Consider the following 24,183-nt stretch of genomic DNA (forward strand, 5'->3'; position numbering starts at 1 on the left):
TATAGTAAATCCCGGGTTTGGAGAAATATCTCCGACCCGGGATTTTTTATATCAATAATTTTTCACACCAGGCAGCTGTGAGTGCTCACCAACTCCGGCTCCTTCCGCGCAATATAAGTCTCCAGCGAATTCCTGTCAATCATGGCTGGGATGACGCCCTGTCTGGAGACGCAGAAGCCGGCCGCATAGGTGGCGATTTTGGCGGCGTTTACCAGGGAGTGGCCGTTTAGCAGATAGACTGCCAGCGTAGCGATAAACGCGTCGGCGGCTCCGGTGGTGTCCACCGGGACAAAATCGGCGGCGGGGAGGTAGCCGCAGAAGGAATCATCCTTGATATAGCATCCGTGATGCCCCAGCGTGATGATGACCGTCCTGGCACCCATGGCCTGGAAGGCCTCCGCTTTGCTCTCGATGTCCGGCTTCTCCGGGCACAAGATCTCCGCCTCCTTCCGGTTCGGAACGAAAATATCAATATACTGCATCAGTGAATGGTTGATCTGGTTGATGGCAGCAGGCTTTAAGATATTTTTCACCCCATGCTTATGGGCCTGCCTGGCGGCCTCGAACACGGCGGCCTCCGGGACTTCCGTCTGAAGAAGACAGTACTCGGAATGCTCAAACAAATCCTCATAGTGGTTTACATCCGCGGGAGACAGATTCTGGTTGGCTCCCGCCAGAATGGTGATCATGCTTTCCCCGTCATTCTGCACATGGATGTAGGCTTTTCCTGTCTCTGCCCGGATATCTCTCCGGATACCCTGAATATCCACGTGGTGCTCCTCCATGCAGGTGTAGACCAGCGTGGAGTCGTAATCGTTGCCGACCCGGCCGATCAGGGCCACCTCATTTTCCAGCTTGGCGACGCCCACGGACTGGTTGGCTCCCTTGCCGCCGGGAATCACGGAGTGCTTGTTGGTACTGATGGTCTTGCCCGGCTGGGGCAGCTCGTTTACATTCAGTGTCACGTCGATGTTGATACTTCCCACCACCACAATCCGCTTGGTGTGGGAGGAAAATGGAGCCCCCAGGCTGAAGGTATTTTCAAGAGGGTATTCCACACGGAAGGGCTCGTCCGGCGTCTCCTGCTTCTCGCACTGACGAATCAGGCGGCCGCACACAAAATTCCCAAACTCATAATATGGAATCTTGATACTGGAAATCCCAGGAAACCGGATATCCTCCCTGACGTCGTCGCGGAGACTGACGAGGGATAAGTCATAGGGAACCTTGAATTTGAATTTCCCCAGCTGCTCCATCAGTATCATGGAGGAGGCGTAGTGGGAGCTGACAATGCCGGTGGGCACATGGGAGAGAATCCGGTTGTACCACTCGCTGCTCTCCACGGGCAGTTTCATATCCTCGGAAAAAGGGATGTTGTTGTCAAACAGACATCTGCGAAATCCCTCCAGAACCATCCGGGAGCGCTGGCTGTTCTCCTTTGTCAGACAGCCCAGTTTCCGGTGGTGATAGTCAAGCAGTACCTGGGTGGCCTGATAGCCCATCTCCTCGAAATCAATAAAATAGCAGGGCTGCTTTTCCGCAGCATTCATCAGACAGATTTCTATATTCTGCTCATCAAAATAACGCCGGTATTCCAGACTCTGCTCACAGACCGGCTCCCAGATAACCCCATCCACGTGATTCTTGCACAGGGAGGTAATATTTTTCAGTTCATGCTCCATGTCCCCGTTGCTGTCATACACCATCACACTGTACCCCTCCGCCTGGGCCGCGGAAATCACCCCGTTCAGAAACAGGTTGGTTTTGGATATATAGCGGAGCAGAACTCCCAGAACAAAGGTCTTGGCCTCCGAGGTGTTCTTGACGGAACCGTAGGGGACGTAATTGTAATCCTTCACGATCTTCAGAACCCGGTTTCTGGTCTCCGGATTGATGTTCTCGTCTTTGTTGTTCATGATTTTGGACACGGTTGATATGGAAACATCCGCTAATTGGGCGATATCTTTGATTGTCATTCCTGTTCTCCTTTTGCGATATTTTGCGCACAATCGAGTGAAAACTGTCAGGGCGTTAAAATATTTCATACAAAAAATATAACGCATATATTGACAAAAGTCAATGAGTGGTGTATAAAAGACATAAGGAAAATAGTTTTTTAAAATGTTTTATTATACAAAAATCACAAAAATAGATAGGAGAGGTGAAACGTAGTGGACAAGAAAATACTTATTGCGGGCAGTCTCAACATGGATATCGTCATCAATATGAGCAGGATGCCCGTGATTGGTGAAACTGTTTTTGGGGATGGGTTAGCCTATATCCCTGGTGGAAAGGGGGCGAATCAGGCCTGCGCGGCCGGCAGACTCGGGGGTCATACCCTGATGCTTGGGTGCGTCGGCCAGGACGATTTTGGAAGTACGTTAAAACAGAGCCTGGCAGACTGTGGTGTGGACAGCGAAAAGATCCGGCGGACAGCCGGACCAACCGGCACGGCGTCAATCTATGTGAATAGCAGCGGGGACAACAGTATCGTCGTTATCCCGGGGGCGAATCACGACTGTGACGTCGACTACTTAAAGGAGATGGACGAGGCATTCCGCCAATGCACCTATGTGCTGCTTCAGATGGAGATTCCGATGGAAGCCGTATGCTATGCCATCAGGCGGGCGAAGGAACTGGGAAAGGTTGTGATACTGAACCCGGCTCCGGCGCCGGATTTCCTGCCGGAAGAGATACTGCCCATGATTGATTATCTGACACCCAATGAGACGGAGCTTATGAAACTGACGAATCAGTCCGGGGAGGACATGGATTCCATCCGGGAAGGCGCCTGCAGGCTGTGCGGTCTGGGAATCAAAAATGTCATCGTAACGATGGGGAAACAGGGCTCCATGCTGGTTTCCGGAAATGAGGCAGCCATGTTCCCGGCAAGAAAGGTGGTGTCCGTGGATACCACGGCGGCGGGCGACTGCTTCAACGGAGCCTTTGTGGTGGCGCTGTCGGAGGGGAAGCCGGTGGACGAGGCCATCCGGTTTGCGAATCTTGCTTCCTCCGTGGCCGTGACGAGAGATGGGGCTCAGAAGTCACTGCCTTCCAGAGAGGAAGTGGAGCAGATTCTGGCGGAGCCGACCTGATTGATAATTGTCTGTACGCCAAACGGCGGAGAAATGGAGAAGAAATCAAATGATGAAAGTAATATTGGATGTAGATACCGGTACAGATGACGCCATTGCAATCATGCTGGCTCTTCTGTCACCGGAATTGGATGTGATAGGGATCTGCTCGGTCAATGGCAACCGCGGGATTGAATTTACGACAGAGAATACCCTTCGTGTGGTCGAGTATCTGGGAGCAGCCCAGGTTCCTGTACATAGAGGCTGCGTCCTTCCTATGGTTTCGACCTTAAGTCCGGGAAGAAGAATCAACATTCCCTACACCGGACCGGAGGACCCGGAGGACAATGTTCACGGCGATTACGTGGACCTGCCGCCGGCCACCATCAAACCGGCGCCTGGGAACGCGGTGTCATGGCTGATTGACACCCTGATGGAATCGGAGGGGGACATCACCCTGGTTCCGGTGGGACCTCTCACAAACATCGCCATGGCCCTCCGGGCGGAGCCGGCCATCGCGGAGAAAATCAAACAGATTGTGCTGATGGGAGGCGGATGCCGGGAGGCGAACATTACCCCGTCGGCGGAATTTAATTTCTGGATTGACCCGGAGGCGGCGAAAATTGTCTTTGGCAGTGGCTGTGACATCACGGTGGTGCCGTTGGATGCCACCCATGCGGCGGCCATTTCCATCGAAGATGCAAAGGAGCTTCGCAGGATGGGGACGAAGGCGTCCGTGATGACGGCCGACATTATCGAGCATCGGTGGAACGGCTACAAAAACTGGCAGCCCATGGACGATATCAATACGGTGCCGGTGCACGATGCCCTGGCAGTCTGCGCGGTCTTAAATCCGCAGGTGTTAAGCCCGGTGGTGCCGGTTCATGCGGATATCGACATCGGGGGAGGCGCGTCGGACGGACAGAGTATCTTTGATTTGGACAGGCGGATCAAGCGGGCAGTGCCCAATGTGAAAGTCGCCCTGGGGGCGGACAGAGCGTTGTTTTCAAAGATGTTAAAAGAGATTCTTGGAGGGAATGGTTCATGAGAAAAATCATTATGGATGTGGATACCGGCTCAGATGACGCCATCGCGATTCTGGCGGCCATCCAGTCCGATGAGCTGGATTTGATAGGGATTACCACGGTGGCTGGCAACAAGCGGCTGGAGTACACGACGGAAAATACACTGAGGGTTCTGGAACTGGCGGGGGTGAAGATTCCGGTGTACTCCGGATGCAGGGAGCCGCTGGTGTGCAATCTGCTTCCCAATCGTCACGGGGACTACGACGGGATGACAGGTGTGGGCGAGGAAGTGGGAGAAGACGGGGAGAAGCTGGAATACCACACGGATGAGCTGCCGCTGCCGCCTTCCCATGGCAGAGCGGAGGAGGAACACGCGGTGTTTTATCTGGTAAACACCCTGCTTCACAGCGATGAGCCGATTACCCTGGTGCTCAGCGGGCCCATGACCAATCTGGCCATGGCGCTTCGGATAGACGCCAGGATTACGGAGCATATAGAGGAAATTGTATTTATGGGAGGAGGTTTTAAAGAATTTAATTCTACGGCGGCCTCGGAATTTAATATCTGGAATGACCCGGAGGCGGCCCAGATTGTGTTGACCTGCGGCGTGCCCATCACCATGGTGCCGCTGGATGCCACCCACAAAGCCAATTTTACGTTGGAGGATGCGGGGGAACTGCGGGGATGGAAGAAACCGGCCGCCGATTTCTTCGCTACGATAATCGAGAAACGGGTGGCCGCCTACAACGCGTTTCAGCCCCAGGAACTGGCTGATTCCGCGCCGATTCACGACGCGCTGGCTTTGGCGTACCTGATAGAACCGGAGGTTCTGGAAAATGTCCGGCTGATGCGGGTGGACGTGGATATCAGCGGCGGTTTCGCCGACGGACAGACCATCTGCGACACCAGAACATTTCCGGACAGAACACCCAACGTACATGTGGCGCTGGGGGCCAATCGCGGTAAATTTACCGCACTGATGAAACAACTGATAAACCAATATTAAGCAACAAAGAGGAATTATCACCAATGATCATCACAGAAAAGGAGAAAGTATTATGTTAAAAAACAGAGGAAGAAAAGTAATGTCACTGTTGATGGCGGTTGTACTTATGATGACCTTATGTGTCGGCTGCGCGGGGGGCGGCAAGACAGAGACGGCAGGTGCAACGGAGGGCGGCAAGACGACGGCAGCCGGCAAGTCCTCAGAGGCGGCTGCGGACATGGAGACGAATGGCGAGCCGGTCAAGGTGGGCCTGGTAGTGGAATCCGCCTTTGGAACCCAGAGCTTTAACGATGTGGTTCTCTCCGGCTGCGAGCGGGCGGCGGCAGACTTCAACATCGACTTAATCAAGGTGGAAAATGTGGAGCCGGCCCAGTGTATCGACACGTTCCGCTCCCTGATTCAGCAGGGGATTGGATTCTTTATCGTATCAACCGCCCAGTTTGCGGACGCGGTGGAAATCTTAAGCGACGAGTATCCGGATGTGAAATTTGTCAGCCTGGATTACGAGATGGTATCCAGACCAAACGTGGAGAGCTTTGCCTACCGTGAGCAGGAGGCTGCCTTTTTGACAGGCGCTTTCTGCCAGCTGATGTCCAAGACTGGAAAGTGCGGTCTGCTGACCGGAAGCGAGGGCGGTACCATGATTCGGTTTGAAGCAGGTTTCCGCAGCGGTGCAAAATATGTGAATGAAAATGCTGAGGTGGCAGTGGCCGTGGTTGGATTTAACGATATCAACAAAGCCAAAGAAACAGCCACTCTTCTCTATAAACAGGGTTATGACTGGGTTGCCTGCTGTGCGGCCGCCAGCAATTCCGGCGGATTCCAGGCATCCAAGGAGTTAGGCGGGGACAACTATGTGTGTGGCGCCGCGGACGGACAGTTCCATATGATGCCTGACCGCATTATCGTTTCCCAGGTAAAACTGATTGACAATGTGGCCTATGACAGCATCAAGGAGTTCATGGAAGGCAATTTCCAGGGCGGAACCACCCGTGTGATGGGGCTGAAGGAGGAGGGCGTTGATATGGTTTACAATCCTGACGACAGCGTGACCGCCTTTATCCCACAGGAAGTCCGCGACCAGATAGAAGCGATCCGCGCCGACATTATCAGCGGCAAAATCACAGTGCCGGCCACTCTGGAGGAACTCAACTAAGCAGGAAACGGAGACGGGTTATGAAGGAAGAGTATGTCATTGAGTTAAAGAATATCAGCAAAGTGTTTCCCGGCGGGGTGACCGCGAACAACGATATCAGCATTCAGATACGCCGGGGAGAAATCCATTCCATCGTGGGGGAAAACGGCGCCGGGAAATCCACTCTGATGAGCATCCTTTACGGGCTGAGCCCCCAGACCTCCGGCCAGATTTTCATCCGGGGAAAAGAAGTGCGGTTCAGTTCTTCGAAAGAAGCAATTGCCATGGGGCTCGGCATGGTGCACCAGCATTTTATGCTGATTCCCAAATTCACGGTGGTCCAGAATATTATTCTGGGCATGGAACCGGGAAATAAGATGAATATCGACTATCGATCTGCCAGAGAAAAGGTGGTGCAGCTTTCCGAGCAGTATGCGTTAAACATTGACCCGGATGCGAAGGTGGCGGATATCTCGGTGCCTATGCAGCAGAGGATTGAGATATTAAAGGTCCTTTACCGGGAGGCAGAGATTCTGATTTTTGATGAGCCGACGGCTGTGCTGACTCCCCAGGAGATTGACGAGTTCTGTGAGATCCTGATGCGTCTGCGGGGGCAGGGCAAGACCATTCTGTTTATCAGCCACAAGCTGGCGGAGGTGATGAAGGTTTCCGACAGGATATCCGTCATCCGCCAGGGGGAGCTGATTACCACAAAGGATGTGGGGGATACGGATGAGAAGCGGCTGTCCGTGCTGATGGTAGGACGTGAGACACATCTGGGCGGGGGCCAGCGGGAGACGGTGGCCCACCCGGATACCCTGCTGGAGCTGAAGGACGTTTCATACAGCCATGAGGGAGTGCAGAAGCTGCGGGGAGTCAATTTCCAGGTGCGGGCCGGCGAGATTGTGGGCGTGGCTGGCGTTGACGGCAACGGGCAGGAGGAGCTGGTGGATATTATCTGCGGCAAACGCAGGGCGGACTCCGGCACCATCCGTTTTATCGACAGCGACCTGAGCACGAAATCCATCAAGGAGATCAAGAATCTGGGACTCAGCACCATTTACCAGGACAGGCACAAGGACGGGCTGGTGCTTCCCTACTCCGTGGAGGAAAATCTGATCCTGGGATATCAGGACAAAAAGGATTTTCTCAAGAGAAATCTGTTCCTAAACAAAAAGAGGATGGACGAAAATGCGGCCCGGCTGATTGAGCAGTATGATATCCGGTGCGGCTCCATGCAGTCTCCGGCGGGCACGCTCTCCGGGGGTAACCAGCAGAAAATCATTCTGGCCAGGGAGATCAGCTCCAATCCCAAGCTGATTATGCCGGTGCAGCCCACCAGAGGTCTGGATTTGGGCGCCATTGAGTTCGTACATAAAAAACTGGTGGAGCAGAGGAACTTAGGAAAAGGCATCCTGCTGTTTTCGCTGGAGCTTGACGAGATTCTCCAGCTGAGTGACAGAATCGCGGTTATTTTCAAAGGGGAAATCATCACCGTGCTGGAGAACAAACATCTGACGAAGGAAACGCTGGGCGCCTATATGCTGGGTGTTGGCGGGAAGGAGGCGGCTCATGCTCAGGAAGTATGATATTGCAAAACTGAAAAAGATGGGGTATCGGTTCGCCGTATCCGTGATTGCCCTTCTGCTGTCCATTGTCGTGGGAGGCATCATCGTGGCGGCTCTCGGCAATAATCCGTTTGTTGTCTATACCTCCCTGATTGAGGGAGCCTTTGGCAGTCCGCTGGCGTTGACGGGAACGCTCAACCGGATGATTCCCATCATCTTCGCGGGACTTGCCATCGCGCTGGGCAATAAGTGCTCGGTGTTTAATATCGGTGTGGAGGGACAGATTCTGGTAGGCAGTTTTGCGGCTGTCTGGGTGGGGAATCTGTTCAGCATGCCGATGATTCTGCACTTGCCGTTTACCATACTGGTGGGAGTGCTGTTTGGCGTGCTGTGGGCGATTCTGCCGGCGGTGCTGCATTTAAAGTATAATGTCAGCGTCATTTTCAGCACGATTATGCTCAACTATATTGCGAAGTATCTGGTGCTTTACCTGATTATCGGGTTCCCGGGCTACATCCCCAATCTGGGGGCAACGCCCAGGGTGCAGGAGACGGCCACGCTGCCCAACTTATTTCCGGTGCCGTTTGCAGTCAACAGCGGAATTCTGATTGCGGCGGTGACGGTTGTGCTGGTGTATATCTTTATCTTTAAGACCCGCACGGGGTATGAGATGCGGGCGGTGGGACTGAACCGGCATGCGGCACACTCCGCCGGTATCAATGTGAAGAAAAATATGTTTGCCGCCCTGTTAATCAGCGCCGCTCTGGCCGGGCTGGCCGGGGCTACGGATGCCTGTGGTCTGTCCCTTCGTGTGGTGGAAAATGCCAACCCTGGCTATCTGGCCACGGGAATCGCAGTTGCCATGCTGGGGCAGGGGAATCCCTTCGCCATCGTTGTGGCCTCGTTCCTGTTTGCAGGTATGAAAAACGGAGCTTCCCTGATGCAGATGAAGACGGGGGTTTCTTCCCAGTTTGTCTTCATTGTGCAGGGCTTCATCATTATCTTTATCTGCTCGGAGAATTTAATCAGCTGGCTGTACCAGAAGGTGAAAGCCGGAAGGGAGGGAATGGTCCATGCCTAGTATTGTGGAATATCTGATTGTAGCTACCCTGCGTATGGGAACTCCGATTGCACTGACGGCCGTGGGGGCCTGTCTGTCCGAGCGTTCCGGTATTCCCAACATCGGACTGGAGGGCATCATGTCCATGGGCGCGTTTCTGGCGGTTGTGGGCTCCTACTGGACGGGAAATGTGTGGGTGGGTATTTTGATGGCGATTATCTGTGGAATCCTGATATCCATCATCCACGGGTTTGTCACCATCACCTGCGGCGGCGCTCCGCCAGTCAGCGCCCAGGCGCTGGTTCTTCTGGCAACCGGGTTCTGCTCGGTGGGACTCCAGGCGGTGTTTAACCGGAACGGTTTTTCGGATAACGTTGCCAGCATTCCCAACACGCCGTTTTTGGCCCATGTGCCGGTGATTGGAAAGTATCTGGCGGATATTTCGCCGATTGTGTACCTGGCGTTTGTGCTGTTGTTTGTGGTGGACCATCTGCTCTACAAGACGCCGCTGGGGCTGCGGATTCAGGCCTGCGGGGAGCATCCGAGGGCCGCGGATACGGCTGGCATCAATGTCAATGCACTGCGATATTTCAGCGTTATTGTCAGCGGGGCTTTGGGCGGACTGGGCGGCGCGTTTTTGTCCATCGGAACCATGAACATGTTCCAGGAGGGCATGATTGCCGGGCGTGGTTACCTGGCGGTCGGAGCGGTTATCATGGGACGCTGGTCGCCGAAGGGGGCGTTCTGGGCGGCCATGTGCTTTGGATTTTTTGACGCTCTACAGCTGTATCTCCAGATACTGCCCAACTCTCCGGTGCCGTCCCAGTTTGTGCAGATGATTCCATACGCGGCGAGTTTGATTATGCTGACGGTTACCATCAAGGGAGCCACCGCGCCTGCAGCAAGTGGGAAGTCCTACTCGGTTGTGGCGGGGACGAAGTAGATGGTACAAAAGCATTTATAGAAAGGAAAATATACATATGAACAAGCGTCCCAACATCATTTTCATACAGAATGACCACCAGGCTTTTTATCAGTGGCAGGAGTGGAAGGAGACGGTGAAACGTCCTAATTTCGAGCGTCTGGCGGCGGAGGGGGCAGAGTTTACCAGCGCGTACTGCACTACGCCGCTGTGCGGTCCCACCAGAAGGAGTCTTCTGACCGGACAGTATCCCCATGCCCACAAGCAGTATTTCAATTATTCCGACCCGCCTTTTGAGCAGGAGGTTTACCTGGACACGCTGGCGGAAGCAGGGTATGAAAATTATTATTATGGAAAATGGCATGCAGGGCCGGGAAATGCGCTGGACCACCACTGTGAGGGCTTCTGCCACACCTCCTACGGCAATCCCTATGTCCGGCCGGAGTACCAGGAGTACCTGAAACGGAAGGGGCTGCCGCCGGCGGAATTTGAGGTGCGCCACTGCTTCCACGTGCGGGAATTTGGGTATGGAGACCCGGATTCGAAATACTATTATGATTTGAAGGCTGGGAATCATCATTACCGGAGCAAGGACCCGGATTACTGCGGGGAGCATGCGGCGGGAATCACGGTCACGCCGAAGGAGACGACGGAGAGCTTTTTCCTGGCGGATTTGGCCTGTAACCGGCTGGAGCAGCTGGCGGCGAGAGAGGATAAGAGCCGGCCGTTTGCCTTGCGGGTGGATTTCTGGGGGCCTCATCAGCCGTATTTTCCAACCCAGGAATATCTTGACATGTACAAGGATATGAAACTTTCGGAGTATCCAAGCTGGAACAGCGGGCTGGAGGGGAAACCGGCCGCGTATTTCAGGGAGAGGAATCCACCTATGGGGACGGACGATTATCACATCATTATCCCGAACCCGATGCCCTGGTCCTATTACAATGAGCTGCTGCAATACTGCGCGGCCCAGATCACCATGCTGGACGAGGCGGCGGGCCTGATTCTTGACAAGGTGAGAGAGCTGGGACTGGACGAGAACACGCTGATTATCTATACCACGGACCACGGGGATGGTCTGGCCTGCCAGGGAGGCCATTTCGACAAGGGCTCCTACATGGCCCAGGAAGTGCTGCGGATTCCCATGGCAGCCAGCTGGAAAGGCCATATTGCGCCGGGGCAGAAGCGGGAGGAACTGGTCAGCAGCTTGAGCATACCGGTCACGATTCTGGATGCGGCGGGGCTTACGTTTACAAAGAACAAGGTTCACGCCAGAAGTCTGCTGCCGCTGGTGACCGGAAATGCGGGGGAACCGGTGGACTGGCCAGATACGGTGGTGGCGGAGACCTACGGCCACGGATACGGCGAGGAGATCACCAGCCGTGTGATTGTCTGGAAACAGTACAAATATGTGGCTTCCGTCGGCGAGAACAACCGGGATGAACTCTACAACCTGGAACAGGATAAGTATGAGCTGGTCAACCATATCGATGATTCGGAGTATGCGGATATATTGGCAGAGATGCGCAGACGGCTGCGGGAATGGCAGGTGGAGACAGACGACCCGGTGGGGTTTGAGTGGGCGGAGTAGGTAAAATTAAGTTTATATCTCTGTGATTTTCTGGTATAATCTATCCAAAACCATAGGAAAGGGGCGGTGGAATGCCAGAGAAAAAAGAAATATTGATACTTGCTGCTGTTTTACCGCTGATTGTGGTTTTGATGCTGGTGGTCTGGGGAGTCAAGCCCCGCACAGATGAAACCATAACCGTAACCTCAACAGACGGAGTATGGGAATTGTCTGAGATTGGCTTTGCGCAGAAAGTGGTGAGGCTCACCGGCGCTGTGGAATATGTGCCGGACGCTCTTTTGACCCCAGAGGCGTTTTCAGAGCGCGCGGACATTTGTCTGGGGCAGCCGGGAAGTGAAACCCAGTACGCCACCAGTCGTATGCGCCTTAAAGTTCCACAAAATAACTATCTCATCTGTGGGTACAGCGTGGACTTTGCCAGTCGCATGTATGTGAACGGCAAAGTTCTGCTGGAAGCGGGGGTTCCGGGTGACAGCCGGGAGAGCACCACACCGGGTGTGAAATTCTATGTGCTTCCGGTGTCGCCTGACGCAAACGGAGAGATTGTCATTGTGCAGCAGGTATCCAACTTTACTCATAAGGACAATGGCACTCACGGAACCCTCTACATAGGCATGCCGGAACAGATTAATCAATATGTATCCCGGAATCTCTGGCCGGAAATGCTGTTCATGGGCGGCTATCTGGTGCTGTTTTTGGTCCATCTAATCTTTTACTTAATCATGCGGGACTACAAGCCCAACCTGCTGTTTGCCCTGTTCTGCCTGACCTGGTTTGTACGCACCGGGGCAACCGGCCAGCGAGTGCTTGGAGCAATTCTGCCGGACTTGCCATGGACGATTATTTTCCGTCTGGAATATTTAACGATGCCTCTGAGCGGTATCCTGCTGGTGTGGCTTTTATATCTGCTCTTTCCCGGCGTGCTGCCAAAATGGTTTCCACCTGCCGCCAGTTTCTTGTGTGGTGTTTTTGCCGCCGTGGACGTATTCGGCCCCACCTTGCTGATATCCCACACAATGGTATGGCGTGTCGCGATATTAGGGTTGATTGGCCTGTTTTTCTTTGCCCGGCTCCTCCTTCGCTGGAGGCGGCCGGATACTGGGCAGCTGGCTGTACTTTTGGGGGTTGCTTTCCTGCTGTTTGCGGCCCTGTGGGATATGCTGTATCACCGGGACATCTATCTGCTGCCTGCTTTACGCTTTGCAATTTCCGAAATGGCAATGGCGGTGTTCGTCCTCTTTTCCATGACGGCTCTGTTCTTCAATACCATGCGGGAGGTACGTCAGGCCAGGGAAAATGAGGCCCGCATGGCGGTTGAAAAGGAAATGCTGGTGGAGATGAACCGCATGAAGAACCAGTTTTACACCGATATGTCTCATGAGATGAAAACTCCGCTGACGGTCATCTCAGTCAATGCCCAGTTTGCTGCTCAGAACATCGGCGTCGGTGCGGTAGATGAGGAGACGGTGACGGACTTAAACGCCATCTCGACGGAGGCCAGGCGGCTGGCCCAGATGGTGACAGGCCTGGTGGGACTTGGACGTATGCAGGGAGCTGATTCCGGGAACCGGATTCTGGCCATGGATTCGCTGGTGGAGGAAACCGTACGCATTTATCAGTCCATGTTTGAGCGGCAGGGGAATATTCTGACAGCGGATACGGAGGCGGGTCTGCCTCCTGTGGAGGGCAGCGCCGACCAGCTAGTACAGGTGCTCATTAATCTGCTCAGCAACGCGAACCGGCACACCAGGAACGGAGTGGTTCTGGTTCAGGCAAGGACCCAGGAAAACAGGGTACGGGTGAGCGTCACTGATAACGGGGATGGTGTCAGTCCGGAACTGCTGTCCCATGTGTTCGAGCGGTTCCAGCGGGGGGAAGATGGAGGTTCGGGTTTGGGACTTACCATCTGTAAGACAATCATCGAGGAGCATGGCGGTGAAATCGGAATTGAAAGTAAGGAAGGCAAAGGAACCGAGGTCTGGTTCACATTGCCGGTAAAGGAGGTGGAGCATGAACGGGACGGGAACAATTCTTCTGGTGGAAGATGATAAAAATATCCAGCGGATCAACCGCCGTATCCTGGAGCGGGAAGGCTTTCTGGTGCTGTGTGCCGGGACACTTGCAGAGACGCGGGAGCTGCTTCGGACACACACGCCGGATGTGCTGGTGCTGGACATTATGCTGCCGGATGGAAGCGGTCTTGCTTTCTGCGAAAAAATCCGCTCCACCACCTCCGCACCGGTGCTGTTTTTGACGGCTCGGGACGAAAAGAGCGTAATCATTGAGGGGCTGGTGGCTGGCGGCAGTGATTATATCACAAAGCCTTATGACGTGGATGAATTTGTGGCCCGGGTCAAGGCTCAGCTCCGTTTTGCACAGATAGCCCGGAAAGGTATGGAGCAGGCAAAGACATGGGAACATGGACCGCTGGTGCTGGACACCGTAGCGCTCAGAGCATTTTTGAGCGGACAGGATATGCTGCTTACGGCGCGAGAGTTTAGTGTTCTCCTATATCTGTTGAAACATGAAGGGAGGATACTTCCGGCGGCGGAAATCTATGAGGAAATATGGAAACAGCCCATGTCCGGGAATGCCAGTGCCCTCTGGAAATGTATGTCAAGGCTGAAGAACAAACTGGCGGTTTCCGAGGGGAGGGTTTCCCTTATGAATTTTCGGAACGAAGGTTATCTTCTGGAAATTGTGGAGGATAAGCAGGAGAAATAAAAAAACATATGGACGGCAAAAACATGAACCTGACATTTTAGTCAGTTTCGCGTTTTTGCCGTTTTTTTTTGTTACCATAAAATAAAGGAAAACTGTACAAAACGCCTTGACAGAATACCTCTGTGTAAATGGGAGAGGAGGAAAAAATGGAACTTAAAAGTGCCGTGCGCAACGAGCGGTTTGTGGGGGAATGTTTAAAGAAAATCAGAACGGCTCCGGATGCGGAGGAAGGACTGCGCCAGAAGGACCTTACCAGATGGAGGAATTGCAGAGTGCCGTAGCTAACGCGGTGGATGACAAAACTATGCGGCTTTCAATGGCTGCGCCAAATAAAAGGAGGAACGAAAATGAAGTGGAAAAGGAAACGGTTATGTGTGATGCTTCTATTGGCAATTTTGGTGATGACACAGCTTCCGGCGGTGGCAATGGCGGAAATGGGTATCACTGCACCCACTGAGGGCATCGTCAAGCCCTCAGGCACCGTGGACAACAACGGAAACGTCAAGGCAGTGATCACGGATCAGGACATTCAGGACGCCATCGAAATAGCGGCAGCCCAATCTAAGAAGGATGGCAAGGAGGCAAACGGCATCACCGTATCCACAGACCTCAACAAGCTTCCCCTGACTTTGAGCAGGTCAGCGTACAAAAAGCTGGTGGATGCGGCTGTCAACTACATGAGCATCAAGACCCCTCAGATATCCCTATCACTAGACTTGGAGACGCTGAAAACCATCTATAATGCTTCCGGTGGTGACGTGACCATCGATGCGGTAGTGGTGGACCAGAGCAAGTTGACCCAAGCTGCCAAAACAGTCTTGGGCAATTACCCGGCTTACGACTTGACTGTCATCAGCAGTGGGAAGACAATCTCCAGCTTCGGCGGCTATGTGACCGTCACCCTGCCATATACACTCCAGGCGGACGAAGAGGGCGGCAATCTTCAGATGGTCTGGGTGGACGATGAGGGGAATGTCCAGTATATAACCGATTCCAGTTACGATGCAGACAGCAGCACCATGATCGGCCGGACCAACCACTTCACTGTGTTCGGTATCACCCGGAAGCCCACGGTATTTAACGACATTGCGGGCCATTGGGCCAAGGACGATATTCTGTTTGCCGCCAGCCGTGGGCTTTTGAACGGCACCGGCGAAAAGGTATTCTCGCCCAACACTGGCATGACTCGTGGGATGTTTGCGACGGCGCTTTATAGGCTTGCGGGTTCCCCGCAAACCGCTGGTGAAGGTTCTGTCTTCACCGATGTTTCTGCCGACGCCTACTACGCCGGTGCGGTCAAGTGGGCTTCCTCCAAGGGCATTGTGAACGGCACCACGGCCACTACCTTCGCCCCCGACCAGGACGTGACCCGCCAGGAGATGGCGGCTATCATGGTCAATTACGCTAAGATCATGGGCTACACCCTGCCACGCACCCGCGAGGCCGTGACCTTCACGGACAACGCCTCTATCGTAAGCTGGGCGGCGGACGCCGTGAAAGCCATGCAGATGGCGGGCGTCCTGATGGGCAAAGACGGCAATTGCTTTGACCCCACTGGTACTGCCACAAGAGCTGAGGTCTCGGCCGTCCTGCATCGTTATGTGGAACTGGTCATCGACCCACAGACGGCTCAGAGCTGGGATCGCAACGATTCCAGTAAATGGATGTACTATGTGGGCGGCAAGCCCACTGTCGGCATCAAGACCATCGATGGCACCACCTACCATTTTGACGACAGGGGCCAACTCACAAAAATCGACCCTGTGGCGCCAGAGAGCAAACAATACACCAACTTTGTGGTAAGCAAAAACGATACGCTCTGGGGGATCGCGGCATCTCACGGCTGCACCGTGGCCGAGATTGTGTACCTCAACAATATCACAGACCCCAATTTGACTCTTGAGGGTCAAACGCTGAAGCTCCCACAAAAAAGTGACTCATCTCATTCCAGTTCTTCCGGAAGCGGCGGCGGATATACCCCAACGCATCCAACGCCCTCAGTGAACAGCGTGACCGTGACGCCCGAGACAGTGACTGCTGCGGTGGGCATGGCGATTACCGGACAGCAGCTGACGGCAAACGTGAGCGTGACCGGCAGCGCATCTCAGGATGTGGTATGGTCCGTGCATGACGCGGGGACCACCGGCACGGGCAAGGTGACAGTGGATGCAGACGGCAAGCTGAACGTAGCGGCAGACGCCGCGATAGGCACGGCGGTCATCCGCGCCACCTCCACCTACGATTCCACGAAATACGGCATCTGCACCGTGTCGGTCAGCGCCACTCCGACAACGCCCTCGGTAAACAGCGTAACGGTGACGCCCGGGACGGTGGACGCTACGGTGGGCACGGCGATTATTGGTCAGCAGTTGACGGCAAACGTGAGTGTGACCGGCGGCGCGTCTCAGGACGTGGTGTGGTCTGTGCATGACGCGGGGACCACCGGCACGGGCAAGGTGACGGTAGATGCGGACGGCAAGCTGAACGTGGCGGCGGACGCCGCGATAGGCACGGCGGTCATCCGCGCCACCTCCACCTACGATTCCACGAAATACGGCATCTGCACCGTTTCGGTGGCGCCTATTGCCCCGTCCGGCGTGACGCTGGACACCGCTGCCGTGACCCTGTCGGTGGACGGCAGCCAGTCCCTGCCTGAAACTTGGCAGCTCACCGCCACCGTTTCTCCGTCCGACGCCACGGATAAAAGCGTGACTTGGTCGTCCGATGCGCCGGATGTTGCAAATGTGGACGATACCGGCCTTGTCACTGCGCACTCCGCCGGCACGGCCACGATCACCGTGACAACGGCGGACGGCAGTCAAACCGACACCTGCACCGTGCGCGTGGGGAGCCTTGCGGCGTCCAACGCCGAGGCCGCGAAGATCACAGGCTTTGCAGTGGGAAACAACGACTCTTCCCACCTTTGTTTCAATGCCGGGGGATACGATACGCTGACCTCCGGCGCCGGCATCGCGCTGGTCGAGGTGCGGGCGGGCGCGGCCAGCCCCGGCAGTGTGGTGGATTTCGACGCAGAGCTCACAGGCAAAACGTTGGCTTTCCATACACAGGATGTCGTTGACGAAACGGATTTGACCTATGTGGGCGTTACGTTCACCGCCACCTACAACGGCGTGACCAGCGACCCGGTAACGCTGGATGTTTCCCACCTGTTCGGCGCGGCGACCACGGTGGGCAAGATGCGGGCGGACGGGGCGAAATTCCCGACAGATGGAGACCGGTTCGGCAAATTTTTGTTCCAAACAAAGTCGATGCTCCCCAATAAACCCCATCCAATCTCGACCAGTCCCACCCTCACCCTCTCCGACGGTGTGTCGATAGCGCCGGCAGAGGCCAATGCCGTCGAAGGCGTGAACTCCGGGATCGAGCCCGAGCAGATCTCCCTGCAATCCAATGAGAGGGGGATGCTGCAAATCTCTCTTGCCGCGGTTCCGACAGGCGACTTCGATTGCTGGTGGGACGGCAGGATCGAACTGATTTGCGATGGGACATCCTATCGCATCTCCCACGCGAATTTTATGGTGGAAGTAAGCGTTATTGATTCGTAATAAAACTGAAATTCGTTTTCCCATCGCTTGATCCTCTCGGCGGGAAAAGAGCGAAAGGAGGAATGGCACATGAAACTCAATGGAAGTATCACGGAGCAGGAGTGGCGCCGGCGGGAGCTGGCGCTGCAAAACGAGACGCTGGCTGGGGAATGTCTGGCGCGCATCCACGCGGCCCCCGACACCGAGACGGCGCTGTGGGACGTCCTGCGGCACCTGGGCGAGAGGCTGGGGTGCGACCGGGTCTACGTGTTTGAGGAAATGGACCGCCTGCACATCAGCAACACTTATGAATGGCTCAGGGCCGGAATCTCCTCCGGGATCGATCAGCTTCCCTATGTGGAGAAAAAGGATCTGGAACCCTGGTACCAGGAGCTCGCCAGCGGCGGGCAAATCATTCTGGAGGATATTGAGACCATCCGGTGTGAGGAACCGCTGCTCTACGAGTTCCTGATTCCCCAGGGCATCCGCTCCATTGTCCTCAGCCCCCTGCTAACCGAGGGGCAGATGCACGGTTTACTGGGGGCGGACAACCCACCGGCGGAGAAGCTGGAACATATCTCCGTGCTGTTCGGGGTGCTGTCCAATTTCATCTCCGGGTTGGTGAGCCAGAGGGAACTGAAAAAGCTCCGCATGAAGCGGCTGCCTTGCCCGCAGGAATCCGACGCCATGCGATTCAAAGGGAAAAAGGTCCTGCTGGTGGACGACAGCAAGGAGATCCTGCAAATCAACCAGCGTGTGTTAAAGTCGGAGGGCTATGAATTGCTCACCGCCTCCACACTACGGGAGGCGAGTGAGCTGCTGGAAAAGACCGCTCCGGATGCCATGGTGCTGGATGTGGACCTGCCGGACGGCGACGGGATCGCTTTCTGCCAGAAGCTGCGGGAGACCTCGGACATCCCAGTGGTCTTCCTCACCGGCCACGCCGAACTCTCGCTCAAGCGGGAGGGGCTGGAGGCGGGCGGCGCGGCCTACCTGACGAAGCCCTATCGCATCACTGAGCTGCAGGATGCCGTGGCAGCCGCTGTATCGCAGTCCAAGCCCACGGAGTCGGAGTAAAGGCAGTTGAAGGCAGCTTTCAAAAATAGTTCGTATGAATCCAAGAGGAGGTAAAGAAATGCTTAGACAGAAAAAACGATTGTGGGCGATGCTTCTGTCCGTCGCGCTGGTAGTGACACAGCTTCCAGCGGTGGCAATGGCGGAAACCGCCGTGCCGGAGGACGGAGCGATCCAATCCTTCGCAGCGCTGGACAGTGGTGTGGCAAACCAGACTGTTCCGGTGGGGACATTGGAGTCTGAACTGGACTTGCCAGAAGAACTGACAGCAACCGTGTATCATGTGACGGAAGATACGATTATCCCTGATGAGGATATAACGGAAGATGACGACGTATCCACGGCCAGCCCCAGTGACGCCAAAAGCAGCGTGTCAGGCAACAACACAGGTGATAACGAAGAAACAACCACCATCGTCACGACTTCAAAGGAACAGATTCCCGTGACCTGGGAGAGCAGTCCAGCCTATGACGGGGACACAGCAGACCGTTATGTGTTTACGGCGAACGTGGACGGCTACATCCTTTCCAGTGGTGTGGAGCTGCCGCAGATCACAGTAATGGTTGGCGAGATAGTCATAGAAAATCCGGGGGAAACCCAGCCGGAGAAACCAGTCCCCTGTACCAAGACCGAGGGCTGTATCCTCCTGGATGGGCATGAGGGCAGTTGTGAGACGGAGAATGCATTGCTTCTCACCATTATCAACTGGACCTTTGTGGACGATGAGAATCTGAATGAGGGCGTACTGCCCCTGCTTACCGTTAGCAAGGATAACCAGGCAGACTATGAAACTGTGGTTTCCATGCTGCCTACACAGATCCAGGCAGAGCTGCAAGCGGAAGAAGAACAAGCTGTCATTGACATCGCTGACTGGCTCTGTCCAGACTACCAGAAGGATGAGGACGGCAACTGGCCTTTTACCGGAGACTACACCTTTACGGCGGTTCTGCCGGAAGGATATGTTATCGCGCCTGATGTAGAGATTCCACATGTTACCGTGATAGTGGGAACTGATGCTGCATTTTTAGGATTGGTGGATTCTTCCCTCTACACCATTGACGCCCAGGCGGACTGGGACGGGCTGCAAACCTGGTTGAACGACACCGCGTCGCAGAACGCGGTCGTGCGGATCAACACGGCGGCTGGCGCTTCGATCTCTGAATACACACTGACTGTCCCTAATAAGAACATCACCATCGAGAGCACGTTGGGTGCGGAAACGCCGCTCACCAACCTGCTGCTGCGCTCAGACGAGGCGGTGACGCTTACCATCAAGAACCTGACGGTCAGCTTTACGCCCACCACCGTGACGGACGGCGTCATTTTCCTGGCCAGCGGCAGTACGCTGCAATTTGCCGGAACGAGCAGCCTGAAGGTCAAGGGTGACACCGCCCGAACCCCCGCCATTCACGTCCCGTCCACCCATAGTCTTACGCTGTCCGGGGTGGACGCCCAATCCTCCCTTTCCGCCGAATCCCAGACTTTAGGCGCAGGCATTGGGGCAAGGGGCCTTGCCAGCGGCAACGGCGAATCAGCGGGCACTATAACAATCACCCGTGGCCAGGTAACGGCGACCGGTGACAATGGCGCCGGCATCGGCGGCGGATATGGAGGCGCCACCGGCGGTAACGGCGGCAACATTAAAATTACCGGAGGCCAAGTGACGGCAATGGCGGCAAGCGGCGCGAGCATCGGCGGCGGATATGGAGGTTCCACCGGCGGCAACGGTGGCAATATTGAGATCTCTGGGGAAGACACCGTTGTCAAGGCGATAAAGAAATCACAGCGTGACACTGGTACTGGCATCGGCGGAGGGGGAGGTATTACTGGCGGCAACGGCGGAACCGTCAAAATCATCGGCGGCCATGTGGATGCGGCTGGGTTCCTCAGCGCCAGCATCGGCGGCGGACTCGGAGCTGCCGACAACGGCAGCCTCACGGCTTCAGAAGGCGCGGTCCTCACGCTGTATGGCGCCGACACCAATGCCACAACGGACTATAAAAATTGTACAGTCATAGACAAGGACGGAAACAGCGCACAGTATGACGAGAGCGGTCAGGAAATACTGCCCAACGCGGTCATCAATATCGATACCGTAGCGGCGGGAGACTTCGGCTACACTTTCTCGGACGGTGTGGTCACCATCACGAAGGCCGGCAGCTATACCATTCAAAACCAGAACCCGAGTGTTCCCACCACGAACCGTATCGTGGTGAAGGAAGGCCTGACTGATGTGTATATCACCCTGGGCGGCGTGAACATAGACGTCAGCGGAATCGCAAAAGCCTGCGCCTTCTCCATCTCCAACAACGCTGTTGTTGAGGTTACGCTGGCCGGGAATTCCGAGAACAGTTTGAAAAGCGGCTTAGGCCGCGCGGGACTGGAAGTTCCGGAATCTGCGGAATTGACCATCAAAGGCAACGGCCGCCTGACGGCGGTGGGCGGTAACGGCAACAATGACACCGGCGGTAGCGCCGGCATCGGCGGCGCAGGTGGTGACGCGAATAGTTTCCACGCTGGTGGCACCGGCGGAAAGATCACCCTCTCAGGAAGTGCGTTTGTCGAGGCCGTGGGCGGCAAAGTTGTCGGCGGCGCCAGCGGTCTCGGGGGTAGCGGCATCGGTGGCGGAGGCGGTAGCGCATATGGCGGCATCGGCGGTGAGATCATCATCGAGGAAAACGCTCGGGTCAGGGCAACGGGCGGCAATGACGGCAGCGGTATCGGCGGCGGTGGTGATGACGGAAGCGGCGGTAGCATCACCATCCAGGGGGACGCTCAGGTAGAAGCGACGGGCGGCATCACCGGTGCAGGCATTGGCGGCGGCAGTAATGGCAACAGTGGGACGATCCTGGTCTCCGGCAATGCCTGGGTGAAAGCCAACGGATCGGACTGGGCGGCCGCGGGCATCGGCGGCGGCCGGTATGGTAAAGCGGAAAACATTACAATCGAGGGCAACGCGGTGGTGTTTGCCGCCGGTAAGGAGCCGATTGGAGATGGGCCTTTGGCCGCCACCGCAGGCGCCCTGCCAAAGAAAAACAGCGGCGTCATTTTAGAGGGAGCGGTGGACACGAACATGAAGGGCAGCCTGTACGGCGACGTCACCCTGTCTCATGATACGGAGATCCCCACAGGCTGTACGCTCACCATCCCAGAGGGTAAGACCCTTACCATCGGTGCGGGCGTGACTCTGACAATCCGCGGCACGCTTCACAACAACGGCACCATCATCAACAACGGCACCATCCTCTGTTTGGGGACCTTCACGGGCAATGAACCCACCGGCGGGACCTTCCACCGGCTTTCCGTCACCCCGCCCAGCCATACGTTTGCCGAAGCAGAGGAGGGCGCCGCGGTACCCGAGGCGCTGACGGTCACGGTCAAGAATACCGGTAACCAGCCCACGGGTGTGCTGACCATTTCCATTTCCACCACTGACTTTGTGGTCTCTCCCACAAGTCTGAACATCGTGTCTGGCAACGAGGCAACCTTCACCATTCAGCCCGCCGCGGGGCTCTCTGTGGGGCCCCATACCGCCACCGTCGTGGTGTCGATGGGCGATGTGGCATTTGCAAAGGTCCAGGTGGACTTTACGGTGACGACGAAGACCCCTGTGGGCGAAGCGCCACAGATTATTGTGCAGCCAGGGAATCAAAACGTCCAAGAGGGCCAGACCGCCGTTTTTGCGGTAAACGCATCCGGCAGCAAGCATCTTTCCTATCAGTGGCAGGTGAACAAGGATGGAGGCACGACATGGGGCGATGTGAGCGAAGGTACAGGCGGCACGTCGGCCAGCTACACCACGGGGCAGACCACGTCCGCGATGAATGGCTGGAAATACCGTTGCGTTGTACGTAACGATGCAGGCAATGTTATCTCGGATGCCGCCATGCTAGTTGTCGAGTCTCGTTATTCAGGCAGCAACGAGGGTGGTTCGTCTTCCGGCGCTGTCAGTTCAAAAGACAGTTACAAAATAACAGGCGACAGAATCAATCAAAGTATTACCCGTTACGATTTACAGCGGCTGGCTGATTCCAGCAAGAGTCTGACTATGAATTGCGATACGGTAAGCATGATCCTTGAACCAGCGGCACTGAAAGCTGTTTTAGCAGTGGTTCCGGCCACGGCAGGCAGTATCATCTTTACGGCGAGTCCGACAGATTTACAGGCGTTTCCGGGAGCGGCGGCTCTGATTGGCTCACATCTGGCCTATGACTTTACAATCAGCTATAAAGATGACAAGGGGAATAACGTCCCGTTAAAGGTGAATTTCCCCGCAGGTTCGTCCTCCATCGCCATGAATAGTACAACGGCAGCAAATGAAGTGATGGGAAACCTTTTCATGGTTTATGTGGACGGCTCCGGGACCGTAACATGGCTGGATAAATCCAGCTGCAACAACGGCAGGGTTTTGGCGGATGTTCCCCACTTCTCTATTTACGGTGTGGCTTATAAAGCATCGGCACCGGTGTTTGTCGACATTGCAGAGCATTGGGCCAAAGCAGATATTGAGTTTGTGGCAGCGCGCGGCCTGCTAGCCAGTACGGGAGGCGGCAGGTTCTCTCCGGATGCCAACATGACGCGGGGCATGTTCGTCACCGCCCTGGGACGTCTGGCGGGCGTCAATCCGGAAACCTATGCAGCACGCAGCTTTACTGACGTAAAAGCAGATGCTTACTATGCTCCATATGTTGAATGGGCAGTACAGAAAAATATTGTGAAAGGAACGGGCGAAGGCTTATTCAGCCCGGATGAGCCGGTAACGCGGGAGTTGATGGCAGTCATTATGTCCGGTTATGCCGGACAGATGGGATATTCCATTCCGACTGCGCTTGCTGGGACAACATTTACAGACAGCAGCCAAATCAGTGCGTGGGCCACAAAGGAAGTCACGGCTATGCAGCGGGCCGGTGTCATAAAAGGCAAGGCTGGAAATCAGTTTGACCCGCAGGCAGGAGCAACACGTGCCGAGGTTTCAGCGCTGCTTCACCGATTCGTAGAGGTTATCATCGATCCGGCCACGGCCCAGGGCTGGAGACAGAATGATTCCGGCCAGTGGTTTTATTATGAGAACGGAAAGCCTGTCATTGGTTGGAAACAGCTTGGCGGAAAGTGGTATTATCTTGACCAAACCGGCCTGATGCAGTACGATGGCTGGAAACAGATAAATGGCAAATGGTACTACTTCTATAAGGACGGATCAATGGCTGTCAATACCAAAATAGATGATTATGAGGTGGGCTCGGATGGTGCCAGGAATTCTTAATCACACAACATAACAATATATTGGAAAGCCGCCGGTTACCATTAGGCAGCGGCGGCTGACCATTATAGATGCATTTATATTTTGTACGTCCTCTTTCATTGCTTCGGTGCGATGTCAGGGGACGTTTTTGGCCTTGAGTTCTCTGGTGGAATATGGTAAACTGATAGACAGTACGGTCAGTCTATGAAAAGAGGTG

General features: G+C 55.2%; 15 protein-coding genes. 14 read left to right on the top strand and 1 reads right to left on the bottom strand.

Features of this window, described 5'->3' with window-relative positions; all coding sequences use genetic code 11:
• Positions 1-62 precede the first annotated feature (62 nt).
• Positions 63-1,976, bottom strand: a complete 1,914-nt coding sequence (locus tag HMPREF9473_RS16480) for a PfkB family carbohydrate kinase (RefSeq protein ID WP_006781299.1) — start codon at positions 1,974-1,976, stop codon at positions 63-65.
• 195 nt (positions 1,977-2,171) lie between these two features.
• Here HMPREF9473_RS16480 and rbsK point away from each other — a divergent pair, with 195 nt between their 5' ends.
• From rbsK to HMPREF9473_RS16545, 14 genes are all read left to right on the top strand, one after another.
• Positions 2,172-3,095, top strand: coding sequence for a ribokinase (gene rbsK, locus HMPREF9473_RS16485; RefSeq protein WP_006781300.1), 924 nt, complete (start codon positions 2,172-2,174; stop codon positions 3,093-3,095).
• A 49-nt stretch (positions 3,096-3,144) separates the two neighbouring features.
• Complete coding sequence (locus tag HMPREF9473_RS16490; RefSeq protein WP_006781301.1) at positions 3,145-4,122, top strand: nucleoside hydrolase; 978 nt, start codon at positions 3,145-3,147, stop codon at positions 4,120-4,122.
• Complete coding sequence (locus HMPREF9473_RS16495) at positions 4,119-5,105, top strand: nucleoside hydrolase (protein WP_006781302.1); 987 nt, start codon at positions 4,119-4,121, stop codon at positions 5,103-5,105. Before HMPREF9473_RS16490 ends, HMPREF9473_RS16495 begins: the two co-directional genes overlap by 4 nt.
• A gap of 52 nt (positions 5,106-5,157) precedes the next feature.
• Positions 5,158-6,261 (top strand): BMP family lipoprotein, encoded by a 1,104-nt coding sequence (locus tag HMPREF9473_RS16500; RefSeq protein WP_006781303.1) that lies wholly within the window; start codon positions 5,158-5,160, stop codon positions 6,259-6,261.
• A gap of 20 nt (positions 6,262-6,281) precedes the next feature.
• A complete protein-coding gene (locus HMPREF9473_RS16505; protein WP_006781304.1) occupies positions 6,282-7,829 on the top strand; it encodes an ABC transporter ATP-binding protein in 1,548 nt (515 codons plus the stop codon).
• Entirely contained in the window at positions 7,813-8,889 is a 1,077-nt protein-coding gene (locus HMPREF9473_RS16510) for an ABC transporter permease (protein ID WP_006781305.1), read from the top strand. Before HMPREF9473_RS16505 ends, HMPREF9473_RS16510 begins: the two co-directional genes overlap by 17 nt.
• Complete coding sequence (locus HMPREF9473_RS16515) at positions 8,882-9,811, top strand: ABC transporter permease (RefSeq protein ID WP_006781306.1); 930 nt, start codon at positions 8,882-8,884, stop codon at positions 9,809-9,811. Before HMPREF9473_RS16510 ends, HMPREF9473_RS16515 begins: the two co-directional genes overlap by 8 nt.
• A gap of 37 nt (positions 9,812-9,848) precedes the next feature.
• A complete protein-coding gene (locus HMPREF9473_RS16520; RefSeq protein WP_006781307.1) occupies positions 9,849-11,381 on the top strand; it encodes a sulfatase-like hydrolase/transferase in 1,533 nt (510 codons plus the stop codon).
• Positions 11,382-11,452: 71 nt separating this feature from the next.
• Positions 11,453-13,429: a sensor histidine kinase gene (locus HMPREF9473_RS16525; protein ID WP_006781308.1), complete on the top strand. Its 1,977-nt coding sequence runs from the start codon at positions 11,453-11,455 to the stop codon at positions 13,427-13,429.
• On the top strand, positions 13,392-14,105 hold the full coding sequence (locus HMPREF9473_RS16530) for a response regulator transcription factor (protein WP_006781309.1): 714 nt from the start codon (positions 13,392-13,394) through the stop codon (positions 14,103-14,105). Before HMPREF9473_RS16525 ends, HMPREF9473_RS16530 begins: the two co-directional genes overlap by 38 nt.
• 146 nt (positions 14,106-14,251) lie before the next feature.
• Positions 14,252-14,386 (top strand): hypothetical protein, encoded by a 135-nt coding sequence (locus HMPREF9473_RS28410; protein WP_006781310.1) that lies wholly within the window; start codon positions 14,252-14,254, stop codon positions 14,384-14,386.
• A gap of 66 nt (positions 14,387-14,452) precedes the next feature.
• Positions 14,453-17,671 carry an S-layer homology domain-containing protein gene (locus HMPREF9473_RS26395; RefSeq protein ID WP_006781311.1) on the top strand — a complete coding sequence of 1,073 codons (3,219 nt, stop codon included), beginning with the start codon at positions 14,453-14,455 and terminating at the stop codon, positions 17,669-17,671.
• 69 nt (positions 17,672-17,740) lie between these two features.
• Positions 17,741-18,727 carry a response regulator gene (locus HMPREF9473_RS26400; RefSeq protein WP_006781312.1) on the top strand — a complete coding sequence of 329 codons (987 nt, stop codon included), beginning with the start codon at positions 17,741-17,743 and terminating at the stop codon, positions 18,725-18,727.
• Between the two features lie 58 nt (positions 18,728-18,785).
• Complete coding sequence (locus HMPREF9473_RS16545; RefSeq protein ID WP_006781313.1) at positions 18,786-23,987, top strand: S-layer homology domain-containing protein; 5,202 nt, start codon at positions 18,786-18,788, stop codon at positions 23,985-23,987.
• Positions 23,988-24,183 lie beyond the last annotated feature (196 nt).

The organism is Hungatella hathewayi WAL-18680 (assembly GCF_000235505.1).
GTDB classification, from domain to species: domain Bacteria; phylum Bacillota; class Clostridia; order Lachnospirales; family Lachnospiraceae; genus Hungatella_A; species Hungatella_A hathewayi_A.

Coding starts and splice junctions, on each gene's coding strand:
- HMPREF9473_RS16480 (WP_006781299.1), bottom strand. CDS start 1,976: ATGACAATCAAAGATATCGCCCAATTAGCGGATGTTTCCATATCAACC.
- HMPREF9473_RS16490 (WP_006781301.1), top strand. CDS start 3,145: ATGATGAAAGTAATATTGGATGTAGATACCGGTACAGATGACGCCATT.
- HMPREF9473_RS16495 (WP_006781302.1), top strand. CDS start 4,119: ATGAGAAAAATCATTATGGATGTGGATACCGGCTCAGATGACGCCATC.
- HMPREF9473_RS16500 (WP_006781303.1), top strand. CDS start 5,158: ATGTTAAAAAACAGAGGAAGAAAAGTAATGTCACTGTTGATGGCGGTT.
- HMPREF9473_RS16505 (WP_006781304.1), top strand. CDS start 6,282: ATGAAGGAAGAGTATGTCATTGAGTTAAAGAATATCAGCAAAGTGTTT.
- HMPREF9473_RS16510 (WP_006781305.1), top strand. CDS start 7,813: ATGCTCAGGAAGTATGATATTGCAAAACTGAAAAAGATGGGGTATCGG.
- HMPREF9473_RS16515 (WP_006781306.1), top strand. CDS start 8,882: ATGCCTAGTATTGTGGAATATCTGATTGTAGCTACCCTGCGTATGGGA.
- HMPREF9473_RS16520 (WP_006781307.1), top strand. CDS start 9,849: ATGAACAAGCGTCCCAACATCATTTTCATACAGAATGACCACCAGGCT.
- HMPREF9473_RS16525 (WP_006781308.1), top strand. CDS start 11,453: ATGCCAGAGAAAAAAGAAATATTGATACTTGCTGCTGTTTTACCGCTG.
- HMPREF9473_RS16530 (WP_006781309.1), top strand. CDS start 13,392: ATGAACGGGACGGGAACAATTCTTCTGGTGGAAGATGATAAAAATATC.
- HMPREF9473_RS28410 (WP_006781310.1), top strand. CDS start 14,252: ATGGAACTTAAAAGTGCCGTGCGCAACGAGCGGTTTGTGGGGGAATGT.
- HMPREF9473_RS26395 (WP_006781311.1), top strand. CDS start 14,453: ATGAAGTGGAAAAGGAAACGGTTATGTGTGATGCTTCTATTGGCAATT.
- HMPREF9473_RS26400 (WP_006781312.1), top strand. CDS start 17,741: ATGAAACTCAATGGAAGTATCACGGAGCAGGAGTGGCGCCGGCGGGAG.
- HMPREF9473_RS16545 (WP_006781313.1), top strand. CDS start 18,786: ATGCTTAGACAGAAAAAACGATTGTGGGCGATGCTTCTGTCCGTCGCG.